At 71.6% G+C, this 13194-nt stretch carries 8 protein-coding genes; 7 read left to right on the top strand and 1 reads right to left on the bottom strand.

All coding sequences use genetic code 11. The features are described from left to right. Positions 1 to 19: 19 nt before the first annotated feature. From O1Q96_RS35685 to rpmF, 4 genes are all read left to right on the top strand, one after another. Entirely contained in the window at positions 20 to 2143 is a 2124-nt protein-coding gene (locus O1Q96_RS35685) for an ATP-binding protein (RefSeq protein WP_269253863.1), read from the top strand. A gap of 179 nt (positions 2144 to 2322) precedes the next feature. Further along, positions 2323 to 4026 (top strand): PucR family transcriptional regulator, encoded by a 1704-nt coding sequence (locus O1Q96_RS35680; RefSeq protein WP_269252081.1) that lies wholly within the window; start codon positions 2323 to 2325, stop codon positions 4024 to 4026. A gap of 335 nt (positions 4027 to 4361) precedes the next feature. Further along, a complete protein-coding gene (locus O1Q96_RS35675; protein ID WP_269252080.1) occupies positions 4362 to 5807 on the top strand; it encodes an aldehyde dehydrogenase family protein in 1446 nt (481 codons plus the stop codon). 126 nt (positions 5808 to 5933) lie between these two features. Continuing rightward, complete coding sequence (gene rpmF, locus O1Q96_RS35670) at positions 5934 to 6104, top strand: 50S ribosomal protein L32 (RefSeq protein WP_217458004.1); 171 nt, start codon at positions 5934 to 5936, stop codon at positions 6102 to 6104. Positions 6105 to 6191: 87 nt separating this feature from the next. On the opposite strand, the gene O1Q96_RS35665 is transcribed toward rpmF, so the two are convergent. After that, complete coding sequence (locus O1Q96_RS35665; RefSeq protein WP_269252079.1) at positions 6192 to 9029, bottom strand: glycoside hydrolase family 3 C-terminal domain-containing protein; 2838 nt, start codon at positions 9027 to 9029, stop codon at positions 6192 to 6194. A 372-nt stretch (positions 9030 to 9401) separates the two neighbouring features. Between O1Q96_RS35665 and O1Q96_RS35660 the strand changes: the two genes are divergently transcribed. From O1Q96_RS35660 to O1Q96_RS35650, 3 genes are read left to right on the top strand one after another with little or no spacing between them, the layout of a single operon-like run. Then, entirely contained in the window at positions 9402 to 11084 is a 1683-nt protein-coding gene (locus tag O1Q96_RS35660) for an extracellular solute-binding protein (protein ID WP_269252078.1), read from the top strand. A gap of 4 nt (positions 11085 to 11088) precedes the next feature. After that, positions 11089 to 12186 (top strand): ABC transporter permease, encoded by a 1098-nt coding sequence (locus O1Q96_RS35655; protein ID WP_269252077.1) that lies wholly within the window; start codon positions 11089 to 11091, stop codon positions 12184 to 12186. Then, positions 12183 to 13133 carry a carbohydrate ABC transporter permease gene (locus O1Q96_RS35650; RefSeq protein WP_269252076.1) on the top strand — a complete coding sequence of 317 codons (951 nt, stop codon included), beginning with the start codon at positions 12183 to 12185 and terminating at the stop codon, positions 13131 to 13133. The genes O1Q96_RS35655 and O1Q96_RS35650 overlap by 4 nt, the downstream gene beginning before the upstream one ends. The last annotated feature ends 61 nt before the right edge of the window (positions 13134 to 13194 follow it).

Raw genomic sequence — 13194 nt, 5'->3', positions numbered from 1 at the left:
GTCAGGGGTGGCAGAGGCGATGGACAGCGACGGCACGCACGACGCACGGGGCACGCACGCCGATCGTGTGCCGCGGCCTGCCGGGCCGCCCCAGGTGCCGCCGAGGCCCGCGCAGGCGCCCGGGGCGCCGCCGCTGCCGGACGGCTCCGCCTTCCTCACCTGGCTGCGGACGCCCCGGCCCGAGGCCGCGCCGGGCGTGTGGCGGTTCGGGCACCGGCCCCGGCCGGACGAGGAGCCGGACGAGATCCCCACGCGCCAACTGCTGAGCGGGGCACTGATCGCCTTCCTCGTGGGGTGGCTGATCTGGTCACTGCTGCAGAACCGCTACCTGGGCGACTGGTGGTGGGTGCCGCTCTACCTGATCACGCCCGACTCCTGGCGCGGCGGGGACAGCCAGATCGGCAACTTCCTCGTCTACCGGGGTTATGAGCTGCTCGTCGCCCTGGCCATCATGGTCGCCGTCGGGCGGGTCGGCCGCTGGAGCGAGGTCTGGCGCCGCTTCGCGGCCCCCCACTTCCGGCGCCGACAGCCCCAGCAGGCGGCGCCCGCGCCCGAGGAGGACCCCGCCCAGTGGAACCAGCTCCGCGCCGCCGGGGCCGCCGACGCCGCCGAGCGGCTCGGCGCCGACGCGCGGGCCGGGCTCATGCGCGACGTCGACCACGCCCGGATCACCCGGGCCTGGCAGGGCGTGCGCAGCGGGCGGCACAGCCTCGCGACCTTCACCGCAGCGGTGCTCAGGGAAGGCGCCGCCGCCTGTCTGCACCCCTCCGGCGAGCGGGACCTGCCGGGCCGGCTCGCGCGGCACGACCTCGTCACGGGGCAGGTGCGGCTCGGTACGACCGCCGACGACCCGCGCAACCCGTACGCCTACCGCGGCACCGGGCTGGCGCTCGGGCCCGAGCTGCTCGGGACCTCGCTGCTCGCCGTCGGACCCGCCGGATCCGGCAAGACCGGCGGCGTCGTCTGGCCGCTGGCCGAGTCGCTGTGCCTGCACGCGCTCGCAGGACGGGCCGCCGTGGTCGTCGTCGGGGCCGCGGGAGCGGGCCTCGGCCCGGTGGACGCGTACGACGTCGTGGTGCGGGTGGGCAACCCCGAGTCCGTGTACGACCTCGACCTGTACGGCGGCACCACCGACCCGGACGAGGCCGCGGCCGTGCTCGCCGAGGCGCTCGTCGGGGATCTCACCGATCCGCATCCCAGCGGGGAGAGCCGCCGGTCCACCACCGTGCTCGCGCAGCTGCTCGGGCCGTACCGGGCCGTCCACGGGCGCTTTCCCTCCGTGCCCGAGCTGAGGCAGCTCCTCGACGGCGCGCCCGGTCCGCTCGCGGCGCTCCGGAAGGCCCTGACCGAGGGCGGCCAGGAGTCGCTGCTGCGGGAACTGGACGCGCGGGAACGGCAGCTGGGACATCCCGGCGACGTGGGGAGCGTCCTCGCGGACCGGGTGGCCCTGCTCGACCGGCCCGCCTTCGCCGGCTTCTTCGACACGTCCGGCCAGTCCCGGCCCTTCTCGCTGCGGGCCCTCGACCATCCCGTACGCGTGCGGATCGATCTTCCCCAGCGCGGGCACGCGGACGCCTCACGGATTCTCGCGCGGCTCGTGCTCGCCCAGTTCGCGGCGAGTGTCGCGGTACGCGAGGACCGGTCGCTGTTCGCCTGCCTGGTGCTCGACGACGCCACGGGCCTCGTCACCCCCGACGCGGTACGGGGGATCCAGCGGCTGCGGTCCGCCAACGCCGGGGTCGTGATGACGCTGCGCACCCTCGACGACGCGCCGCGGCCGCTGCGGTCACCGCTGCTGGGTGCGATCGGGTGCCGGGTGGCGCTGTCCGGGCTCACGCCGTGGGACGGCCAGGACTTCGCCGAGGTGTGGGGCAAGGAGTGGACCGAGGCACGGGACGTCACCGACCGGCAGATCATCGCGGAGACACCGGCGGGGAAGGCCGTGCACATGCTCCGGCGGGTGATCACGGGGAACGCGCCCACCGCCCGGGCCGTGACCGTGCGGCAGGTCGAGCGGGAGCGGTGGTCGGCGTCCGAGCTGGCCCACGGGGTTCCGCCGGGGCACGCCGTGCTCTCGCTCACCAGCGTGCAGGGCGAGCACGCGCCGCCGCTGCTCGTGGATCTGCGCAACCCGGGCGGCTGAGGAGCCGCCGGAGTCGGCAGGGGCTCGGTATGACAGGTGCGCCGAGCAGGACGTCTGGACATACGGTCACGGGCCGACCGTACGGTGAGGCAGAATCGGCATAGGTCGTTCATACATCGCGGCCAAAAGATCACACCGTCCGTGACCGTCGAAGAACCTGTGAAGACCTGAAGGCCCTGATGCCCCCCACGCTCGCCTCGCTCGTCCATCACTCGGCGCTCAAGCTCACCGTGCGCGCGGGCGGGGACCGCCTGGACACCCCTGTCCGCTGGGTCCACGCCAGCGAGCTCACCGACCCCGTGCCGTACATGGAGGGCGGGGAGCTGCTGCTCATCACCGCCCTCAAGCTGGACGCCGAGGACGCCGACGCCATGCGCCGGTACGTGAAGCGGCTGGTCGGGGCGGGAGTGGCCGGGCTCGGCTTCGCCGTCGGCGTGCACTACGAGGAGATTCCCGGGGCGCTGGCCGACGCGGCGGCCGAGGAGGGCCTGCCGCTGCTGGAGGTCCCCCGGCGTACGCCCTTCCTCGCCATCAGCAAGGCCGTGTCCGCGGCCATCGCCGCCGACCAGTACCGGGCGGTGACCGCCGGGTTCGCCGCGCAGCGGGAGCTGACGAAGCAGGCCCTGAGCGACGGGCCCGAAGGGCTGCTGTCCGCACTGGCCTCGCAGGTCGACGGATGGGCCGCGCTGTACGACGCCTCCGGGGCCGTCGTCGCCACCGCGCCGGAATGGGCGGGACGCAGGGCGGCCAGGATCACCGGGGACGTGGAGAGGCTGCGGGAGCGGGCCGCGCCCGCGAGTTCCGTCGTCGGCGGGGACCCCGCGGACGGCGAGGACCGGGTCGAACTGCACTCGCTGGGCACCGGACGGCGCGCTCGCGCCGCGCTCGCCGTCGGAACCGCAGCCGCGCTGGGAACGGCCGAGCGGTACGCCGTGCACTCCGCCATCGCCCTGCTGACGCTGACCACGGAGCGGTCCCGGTCGCTGTACGCCGCCGAGCAGCGGATCGGGGCGGCCGTGCTGCGGATGCTGCTCGCCGGGCAGCCCGACCACGCCCGGGGAGTCGCCGGGGACCTGTACGGGGGACTGCTGGACGCGCCCTACCGGATGATGCTCGCCGAGGCCGCGTCGGCGTCCGCCGGGCGGGCCCGGGCCGGCAGCGGCGACGGTGGCGGCGACGGTGAGGTGGACGCGTCGGGGATCGAGGCCGCCGCGGCCGTGCTCGCCGACGCCGGGGGCGATCTGGTGGCCGGCCTCGTCGAGATCGTGGAGTCGGCGGCCGCCCGGTCCGGCGAGGCCGTGCTCGTGGTGCCCGACGGGGAGCGGCTGGTGGTGCTCGCCGCGGACGGGGGTGCGGTGGTCGCGGCCTGCGCCCGGTACGCGGAGACCGTCGGCATCGCGCGGAGCGGTTCCGAACAGGGGACCGACGAGGACGAGCTCGTCGTGGGGGTGTCCGCGCCCGCGGGTCCCATCGCCGCCGGGGCCGCCTACAAGCAGGCCGAGCAGGCCTTGTCCGTCGCCCGGCGGCGGGGGCGGGTGCTGGTGGAGCACGAGGAGGTGGCGACGGGGTCCGTGGTGCCGTTGCTGGCGGACGACGCGGTGCGGGCCTTCGCCGACGGGCTGCTGCGGGCGCTGTACGAGCACGACGCGACGGGGCGGGGAGATCTCGTCGCCTCGTTGCGGGCCTGGTTGTCGCGGCACGGGCAGTGGGACGCGGCCGCGGCGGATCTCGGGGTGCACCGGCACACGCTCCGGTACCGGATGCGGCGGGTCGAGGAGATCCTCGGGAGGTCCCTGGACGATCCGGATGTGCGGATGGAGCTGTGGCTGGCGCTGAAGGCCACGAGCGCGGCGACGACGGTGGTGGGGGCCGGGTCGGAGTAGGCCTCCGCCCCAGCCGGGGGTGGGGTGCGGTGCGGTGGTGTTGTGTCCGCGGGCGGGTGGCGGGCCTGGTCGCGCAGTTCCCCGCGCCCCTCAGATGGGCGCCGAGCCTCCACAGGCCGGCCGCGGCCCAGGACGCCGAGCCTCCCGGCGATCGGCGATCGGCCATCGGGAAGCGGCTCTCTCGGGTCGCCGCGATTCCCGGAGCCCCCGGCTACGACAAAGCGGAGCGAGAGCGGCACGGAGTGCTCCGGGTCGGACAAGCGACCTCGGGGGGTCGCAGGCCTACCGTGGGGGTGGAAAGCCCCAGACACACCAACGGAAGGGCCGGGAACTCGATGACTTCCACCCATGCCTTCTGGCTCGCCGGTCGCCAGGCCACCGGTGAGGCCACCTTCGACGTCACGTCGCCCTGGGACGGGCGCCTCGTCGGCACGGTCGCCGTGCCGAGTGACGCTCAGGTCGAGGAGGCCGTCGCGGCCGCGTACGCCGTGCGGGACGAGTTCGCCGCCACGCCGGCGCACGTGCGCGCCGCCGCCCTGGACCACGTCAGCAGGCGGCTCGTCGAGCGGACCGAGGAGATCGCCCGGCTCATCTCCGCCGAGAACGGCAAGCCGCTCAAGTGGGCCCGCGGCGAGGTCGGCCGGGCCGTGTCCGTCTTCCGGTTCGCCGCCGAGGAGGCCCGCCGGTTCAACGGCGGAGAGGCGCAGCGGCTCGACACCGACCTCGGCGGCCAGGGGCGGCTCGCCCTCACCCGGCGCTTCCCGAAGGGCGTCGTCCTCGGCATCGCGCCCTTCAACTTCCCGCTCAACCTGTGCGCCCACAAGATCGCTCCGGCGATCGCGGCGGGCGCGCCCATCATCCTGAAGCCCGCGCCCGCGACCCCGCTGAGCGGCCTGCTCATCGGGGAGCTGCTGGCCGAGACCGAGCTGCCGGCCGGCTCCTGGTCGGTGCTGCCCGTCGCGAACGACAAGATGCCCGCGCTGGTGCAGGACGAGCGGCTGCCCGTCATCTCCTTCACCGGGTCCGACAAGGTCGGCTACGCGATCATGGACTCCGTGCCGCGCAAGCACCTCACCCTGGAGCTCGGCGGCAACGGGGCGGCGGTCGTGCTCGCCGACTGGGCCGGTGACGAGGACCTGGACCGGGCCGCGGCGCGTATCGCGACCTTCAGCAACTACCAGGGCGGGCAGTCCTGCATCTCCGTGCAGCGGGTGATCGCGGACGCGTCGGTGTACGACCGGCTGCTGCCCCGAATCGTCGCCGCGGTCGAGGCGCAGGTGACCGGTGACCCGTCCGACGACGCGACCGATGTCGGACCCCTGGTGAGCGAGGAGGCCGCCCGGCGTGTGGAGTCGTGGGTCGAGGAGGCCGTCGGGGCCGGGGCCCGGCTGCTCGCCGGCGGCAAGCGCGACGGTGCCTCGTACGCGCCGACCGTGCTGGCCGACGTGCCGGCCGACGTGACGATCTCCTGCGAGGAGGTCTTCGGGCCCGTGCTCACCGTGCAGAAGGTGCAGGGGGAGGCCGCCGCCTTCGCCGCGGTCAACGAGTCCAAGTACGGGCTGCAGGCAGGTGTGTTCACCCATGACCTGCAGACCGCCTTCCGTGCCCACCGGGCGCTGGAGGTGGGTGGCGTCGTGATCGGCGACGTGCCCTCGTACCGTGCCGACCAGATGCCGTACGGCGGGGTGAAGCAGTCCGGTGTGGGGCGCGAGGGCGTGCGGTTCGCCATGGACGACTACACGTACGAGCGTGTGCTGGTGCTCACGGGGCTCGCTCTCTGAGACCTGGCGCCGGAGCGACGGCCGGAGCCCGCTGTGCGGGGGCTCCGGCCGTCGTCGTGTGACCTGGGTCCCCAGGGGCGGAACCCCTATAGCTAGTGACAATCATTTTCAGGTAGAGTGCCGGGCATGGCCGTCCCGAAGCGCAAGATGTCCCGCTCCAACACCCGTCACCGCAGGTCCCAGTGGAAGGCGGCGACCCCCGATCTCGTCCCGTTCCACGTCGACGGGCGGGAGTACGCGGTGCCCCGCCGCCTGATCCGTGCCTACGAGCGCGGGCTCATCCGGCCCGAGGGGTGACCTCCCGCCTCCCCCGGACGAAGGGGCCCGGCACCGATGCCTTCCGGTGCCGGGCCCCTTCCTTTCCCGTCGGGCTGGTCCGGACCCTCAACCGGAGAAGCCGACGTGCGCGAGCCTCAGCGGGCCGCGCAGTCCGATGCGCAGGTCGCGGACCCCGGAGGCCTGGAGCGGGGTGCTGACAGAGGTGTAGGCGTACGGGCCCGCCGTGGGCGCGATGTGGAGGCGGGCGATCACCCGGCCGTCGTCCAGGGTCAGTTCGACCGTGCCCTCGCCCGACGCCTCGACCGTGACGGAGTGGGTCCCCGGGCCGAAGTCGCAGGCCCGGTAGAGCAGTTCGGCCGTGACGGCGTTCGCGGGTGCGACCGCGTCGCCCGAGAGCTTCGTGCGGTCGACGATCTCCGCGCCCCGCTGCTCGTCGAAGTCGACGGCGGCCAGGCCGTGTTCGAGGACCGGGCGCGGGAGGGCGGGGGTGCCGGCCAGTTCGACCGTCCCGCGGAGGCGGACGTCCTCGCTGGACGCGCCCACGAGGAGTTCGTGGCCACCGGGTTCCAGACGCCACGTGCCGTGGGCGACGTCCCAGAACTCGAAGGCGCCGAGCGGGAGTTCGAAGGACAGCTCGGTGGAGGCGCCCGCGGCGAGACGGACGCGCCGGTGGGCCAGCAGGGCGCGGCGGGGGCGCGGGACGGACGGACTCACGGGGCGGCCGTAGAGCTGGGCCACCTCGTCGGCCTCGGTGTCACCGGTGTTGGTGACCGTGAACGTGACCCGCACGGACTCCTCCCCGGCACGCGCCGAGAAGTCCCCGTACCCGAAGGACGCGTACGACAGGCCGTGGCCGAACGGGAAGAGCGGGCTGCCCTCGAAGTACAGATACGTCTGGCGGCTGCCGATCACGTCGTAGTCGAGGAGAGCGGGCAGATCCGTGTCCGAGGCGTACCAGGTCTGGGGCAGACGGCCCGCCGGGGAGACGTCCCCCGCGAGAACACGGGCCAGGGCGGTACCGGCCGCCTGACCGCCGTGGGCCGTCCACAGGACCGCGGGCAGGTCCGTGGGGTCGAGCGCGTAGGGGTAGGAGGACGTGACGATCAGAGCCGTGCGCGGGTTCGCGGCCTTCGCGGCGGCCAGCAGGCGGCTCTGATGGGCGGGGAGCGCCAGCGTGGTGCGGTCCTCCGTCTCGCGCCCGTTGATGTGCGGGTCGTTGCCCGCGACCACGAGGACGACGTCGGCGCCGGCCGCCGCGCGCGTCACCGCGACCTCGCCGCGCTCCGAGAACTCCAGCTCCAGGATTTCCGGATTCTCGTCGGCAACCTTCACGCCGTCGGCGGTCACAGAGACGTAGCGACCCGTAGCGACGTGCCTCAGGAGGTGACCGTTCTCGTGGGAGTCGTGCGGTTCCAGGCGGAACGTCTCCTGCACGAACCAGCCGCCGGGCTGGTCGGCGGAGGCGCGTACGAAGCCGTCGTCGGCGACCGACAGATAGCGGCCGTCGGGAGCGCGGAACGTGAGGACGCCGTCGCCCCAGTCGATCAGCGCGAGCTCGGTCCCGGTGTCGTCGGCGGTCAGCGGAGGCAGGTCGGTGCGGCCCGCGAGAAGGGCCGGGTCCAGCGCACCCTCGGCGCCGCGGACCTCGTCGGTCGCGTCGTCGGCCCGCGGGACGCTCAGGTACGTACCGGCGGAGGTCCTCAGACGTACGCGGTCCACGCCCTCGGCGAAGTCCACCCGGTCGGCGCCGAAACGCTCGTACAGGCCTTCGAGCGGTGTGGAGCGGTGGATGAGGGTGCCGCTGTACCAGTCGAGCTTGCACTCGTCGGCGAGCAGGCCGACCACCGCGACGCGGGTCGCCGGGTCGGTGAGGGGGAGCAGGCCGTCGTTCTTGAGCAGGACCACCGCCTGTTCCGCCGCCTCCAGGGCGAGCGCCCGGTGTGCAGGGGTGTCGAAGTCCTTGCTGTCCGCGTACGGGTCGAGGCGCGGGTCGAACTCGCCGAGGCGGAAGCGGACCGCGAGCTGGCGGCGGACCGCCGCGTCGATGTCGGACTCGGTCACCAGGCCCCGGTCCAGGGCCCCTCGAACCCGTTCGACGATCTTCGAGCTGTCCGTCCCGTGGTCCGTGAAGCTGTCGACACCGGCGAGCAGCGACGCGGCCGTCGCCTCCTCGTGCGTGTCGAAGTAGTGCTCGGAGTCGACCAGGTTCGAGGGCGCGCCCGCGTCCGAGCAGACCAGCAGCTCCTGGTCCGTCCAGGCGCGCAGGTGCTCGTCCAGGTACGGCGACACGTGGTTCGGGCGGCCGTTGACCAGGTTGTACGCGGGCATCACGCCGGCCACCGCGCCCGCCTCGACCGTCTCACGGAAGGCGCGCAGATCGTACTCGTGCAGCACGCGGGGGCGGACGGAGCTCGACCCGGTGGCCCGGTCCGTCTCGTTGTTGTGCGCGAGCCAGTGCTTGAGGACCGGCGCCGTGCGCCAGTACGCGGGATGGTCGCCGCGCAGCCCGCGGGTGTACGCGGTGGCGATCGCCGAGGTCAGCTTCGGGTCCTCCGAGTAGCCCTCCTCGTTCCTGCCCCACAGGGGGTGGCGCAGGAGATTGACCGTGGGTGCCCAGACGTTGAGGCCGACGCGGTCGTCGCGCGAGCGCATCGTGCGGGTCTCGGTGGCGACCGCCTCGCCCACCCGGCGTACCAGTTCCCCGTTCCAGGTCGCGCCCAGGCCGACCGCCTGGGGGAACACCGTCGCGGGGCCCATCCAGGCGACCCCGTGCAGCGCCTCCTGGCCGGTGCGGAAGGCGGCGATGCCGAGCCGCTCCACCGCGGGCCCGAACTGGTGCAGCATCGCCACCCGTTCGTCCAGGGTGAGCCGCGACAGAAGATCGTCGATGCGCTTCGCGAACGGCAGCTGCGAGTCGCGGAAAGGCGGCGTTTGTGCAGTCACGCGAGGATCCCTTTACGGAAGACGAGGAAAAGCCGCGAAGAACTTTCGAAGCGCTTCGATGCTCATTCGACGGATGGCCGGGTGTCAAGACACCCCGACGCAACAACTCCGAATCCTCACCGACATCCCAAGAGTTGAAAGGCACTGGTTCAGACCTCCATACCTCCCAGGAATGTTGGAATCGGCTCTTGTGCACCCCCAGGCGTTCACTTAACCTCGCAGCAACATCGAAGCGCTTCGACTGTCGAAGACGCCGCTCCTGGGTGTGCACTCCTCCTGGGTCCGCTTCAGCTCAGCCAGTTCCACTCAAGACACCGCAGCCGACGGCCGAACCGCCGGGTGTCCTGCTGTGCGCCATGAAGGGTTGACGCAATGACGCCGAACTCCCCCTCCTCCGCTCCCAGCCGGAGAAGCTTCCTCGGCTCCACGGCGGTCGCTGCCGCCGCGGTGACCGGCGGGATGCCGCTGCTGGCCGCCTGCGGTGGCTCCGACAGCGGCTCCAAGGAGGGCACGACCTCGGGCAAGGACGCGAAGAAGATCCTTCCCGCCTTCGTGGCGCAGAACGTGGTGACGCCGGACATCGCGTCGAAGAACGGCTCCGCTGTCGGGTTCACCGGCAAGCTCTCGCTCGCCGGCCTGAAGACCTCGGTGCCGCGGAAGCTCGGCAAGGGCAGCACCATCAAAATCATCTCGCCGTTCTGGGGCTCGCCGCCGAAGGGCGGCAACCCGTACTACTCGGCGATGAACGCGATGATCGGCGCCGAGATCGTCTGGCAGAACCAGGACGGCAACACGTACGACGAGAAGCTGGGCGCTGTCCTCGCCTCCAGTGACATGCCGGACGTCGTGGTGATCCCCAGCTGGAACATGGGCGGCAAGATACCCAGCGCCATCATCAGCAAGATGGCGGACCTCGGCCCGTACCTCTCGGGCGACAAGGTCAAGGAGTACCCGAACCTCGCGGCCATCCCGACCGACGCCTGGCAGCGCTCCATCTTCGGCGGCAAGCTGCGCGGCCTGCCGCAGCCCTCTCCCACCGTCCAGGGCATCGTGCCCTTCTACCGCAAGGACGTCTTCGACAAGGAGGGGTACGAAGTCCCCACCTCCGCCGACGAGTTCCTGGCCCTCGCCAAGGAGATCACCAACGCCAAGGCGAAGGTGTGGGCCTGCGACGACATGAAGTGGACCGCCTTCAACAGCTTCGGCGTGCTGTCCGGCAGCGAGAAGTCGCTCGGCTGGAACCTCGTCGACGGCGAGCTGATCTACCGGGTCGAGACCGAGGAGTATCTCGAAGCACTGGAGTGGACCCGCAAGCTGTACGCGGCGGGTGTCGTCCACCCCGACGCCAGGGCGGCGAACCAGGGCAACGCGGGCCAGCGCTTCACCGACGGCCAGGTCATGATGTACAACCAGAACATCTCGGACTGGTGGGGCAAGATGGCCGAACAGGCCACCCAGAACAAGGAATTCCGCATATCCGGCATGGACATCTTCGGCCATGACGGGGGCGACCCCCAGCTGTGGGCCGCCTCGCCCGCCGGCATCTTCGCCTTCATCAACAAGAAGGCGTCGAAGGCGGTGATCCACGACGTGCTGGCCGCCGCGAACGTCACCGCGGCCCCGTACGGCACCAAGGAGTTCATGCTCACCAACTACGGGGTGGAGGGCACGCACTACACCATCAAGGACGGCGTGCCCACCAAGAACGACAAGGGCAACCAGGAGGTCCTGAACGCCTTCGTCATGCTCGCGAGCCCGGCCCCGACCATCGCCCACCCCGACTTCCCGGACATCGCGAAGGAGCAGGTGGAGTGGCAGCAGCGGATGGGGGCCTTCACCAAGAAGTCCTCCTTCTTCGGGCTCCAGATCACCGAACCGGCCCGCTACACCAGCCTCTCCAACGACTTCGAGGACCTGGAGGACAGCGTCGTCCGCGGCCGCAAGAAGGTCAGCGACATGCAGCAGGCGGTGTCGGAGTGGAAGAGCCAGGGCGGCGACAAGCTGCGCGACTGGTACAAGAAGCTGCTGGACGACAGCGGCTCCGCGCAGGGGTGACGAAGTGGCACACAGCACCACTCCGGGCGCCGCCCCGCGCACAGCGCCTTCGTCGACGACGGACGACACCGCCGAACCCTCCGCCGGGGGGCACCGGTCCGCCCGACCCGGCAGACCCGCCAGGCCCGGCGGGGTCACCCGAGCCGAGAAGAAGGCCCTGAAGAAGGCCGCGAACGGCGGCACGCTCAGGACCCGCCTCAAGCGGGACCGCACGCTGGTCCTGATGACCCTGCCGGCCGTCCTGCTGGTCCTGGTCTTCAACTACATACCGATCCTGGGCAACGTCGTCGCCTTCCAGGAGTACGACCCGTACGTCAGCGACAACGGCTTCGTCGCCATCTTCCACAGCCCCTGGGTCGGCTTCGAGCAGTTCTCACGGATCTTCGAGGACTCGGCGTTCTGGGACGCCGTCCAGAACACGTTCGTCCTGTTCTCGCTCCAGCTGCTGCTGTTCTTCCCGATCCCGATCGTGCTCGCGCTGCTCATCAACAGCGTGCTCAGGCCCCGGGTGCGGGCGATCTCGCAGGCGATCCTCTACCTCCCGCACTTCTTCTCCTGGGTGCTGGTCATCACCGTCTTCCAGCAGATCTTCGGCGGCGCCGGCATCATCGCGCAGACCCTGCGCCGGCACGGCCACGAGGGCTTCGACCTCATGACCGACCCGGGGGTCTTCAAGTTCCTGGTGACGGCGGAGGGCGTCTGGAAGGACGCCGGCTGGGGCGTCATCGTCTTCCTCGCGGCACTGGCCTCCGTCAGTCCCGACCTGTACGAGGCCGCGGCGATGGACGGGGCCGGCCGGTGGCGCCGGATGTGGCACGTCACGCTGCCCGCACTGCGGCCGGTGATCGCCCTGCTCCTGGTGCTGCGGGTCGGTGACGCGCTCACGGTCGGCTTCGAACAGATCCTGCTGCAGAGAGACGCGGTGGGACCGGGCGCGGCGGAAGTGCTCGACACCTTCGTGTGGTGGAACGGCGTCCGCAACCAGGAGTTCAGTTACGCGGCAGCCGCGGGCCTGATCAAGGGCGTGGTCAGTCTCGGTCTCGTCCTCGCCGCGAACAAGGTCGCCCATCTCATGGGCGAGCAGGGGGTGTACAAGAAGTGAGCGCTGTCACCGAGGAACGGCCGAAGGCCCCCGGCCCGAGGACTTCCGGACGCTGGGCCGCCCCGCCGAGGCCCGCCTGGGAGGAGGAACCCCACAAGGCCGGACTCGCCGGCAAAGGCATAGTCCTGGCCGTCGCCTGCCTCGCCGTCCTGTTCCCGCTGTGGATCGTCGTCGTCACCAGCCTGTCCTCGAAGCAGGCCATCAGTGAGGCCGGCGGACTGGTGGTGGTCCCCAAGGGCATCACCTTCATCGCCTACCAGGAACTGCTGAGCGGCGGCCAGGTCACCCGTGCCACCCTCGTCAGCCTGGGGGTCACGCTCGTGGGCACGGTGTTCTCGATGACGGTGTCCATCCTCGCGGCGTACGGGCTCTCCCGCATCGGGTCCGTCGGGCACCGCTGGTTCCTGATGATCCTGCTCGCCACGATGTTCTTCGGCGCCGGCCTCATCCCCACGTACCTGCTCGTGCAGTCGCTGGGGCTGACGGACACGTATCTCGCGCTGATCCTGCCGAGCGCGATCAGCGTCTTCAACATCCTGGTCCTGCGGGCGTTCTTCATGGGCATCTCGCCGGAACTCACCGACAGCGCGCGGATCGACGGAGCGGGGGACTGGCGGATCCTCTGGCAGATCGTGATGCCGCTCTCCCGCGCCGTCATCGCGGTGATCACGCTCTTCTACGCCGTCGGCTACTGGAGCGCCTGGTTCAACGCGTCGATCTACCTCAGCGACCAGGACATGATGCCGCTGCAGAACGTCATGATCCAGCTCGTCCAGAAGCAGGAACCGCCGGTCGGCATGGGCCAGGCCATCAAGACGGGCCAGCTCTCCGCGCTCGCCGTCCAGATGGCGGTCATGGTGCTGGCCCTGCTCCCCGTCGCCTTCCTCTCGCCCTTCGTCCAGAAGCACTTCAAGAAGGGCATGCTGACCGGCGCGGTCAAGGGTTGACCTGCCGGTCCGCTCGGTTCAGCCGGGGAACCGCGGGTCGGCCGTCGACCGCGGGTCCCTT

The organism is Streptomyces aurantiacus, assembly GCF_027107535.1.
GTDB lineage: Bacteria > Actinomycetota > Actinomycetes > Streptomycetales > Streptomycetaceae > Streptomyces.
The sequence above is the reverse complement of the archived record's forward strand: the minus strand, read 5'-3'. Positions and strand labels throughout refer to the sequence as shown.

Coding starts and splice junctions, on each gene's coding strand:
- O1Q96_RS35685 (WP_269253863.1), top strand. CDS start 20: ATGGACAGCGACGGCACGCACGACGCACGGGGCACGCACGCCGATCGT.
- O1Q96_RS35680 (WP_269252081.1), top strand. CDS start 2,323: ATGCCCCCCACGCTCGCCTCGCTCGTCCATCACTCGGCGCTCAAGCTC.
- O1Q96_RS35675 (WP_269252080.1), top strand. CDS start 4,362: ATGACTTCCACCCATGCCTTCTGGCTCGCCGGTCGCCAGGCCACCGGT.
- rpmF (WP_217458004.1), top strand. CDS start 5,934: ATGGCCGTCCCGAAGCGCAAGATGTCCCGCTCCAACACCCGTCACCGC.
- O1Q96_RS35660 (WP_269252078.1), top strand. CDS start 9,402: ATGACGCCGAACTCCCCCTCCTCCGCTCCCAGCCGGAGAAGCTTCCTC.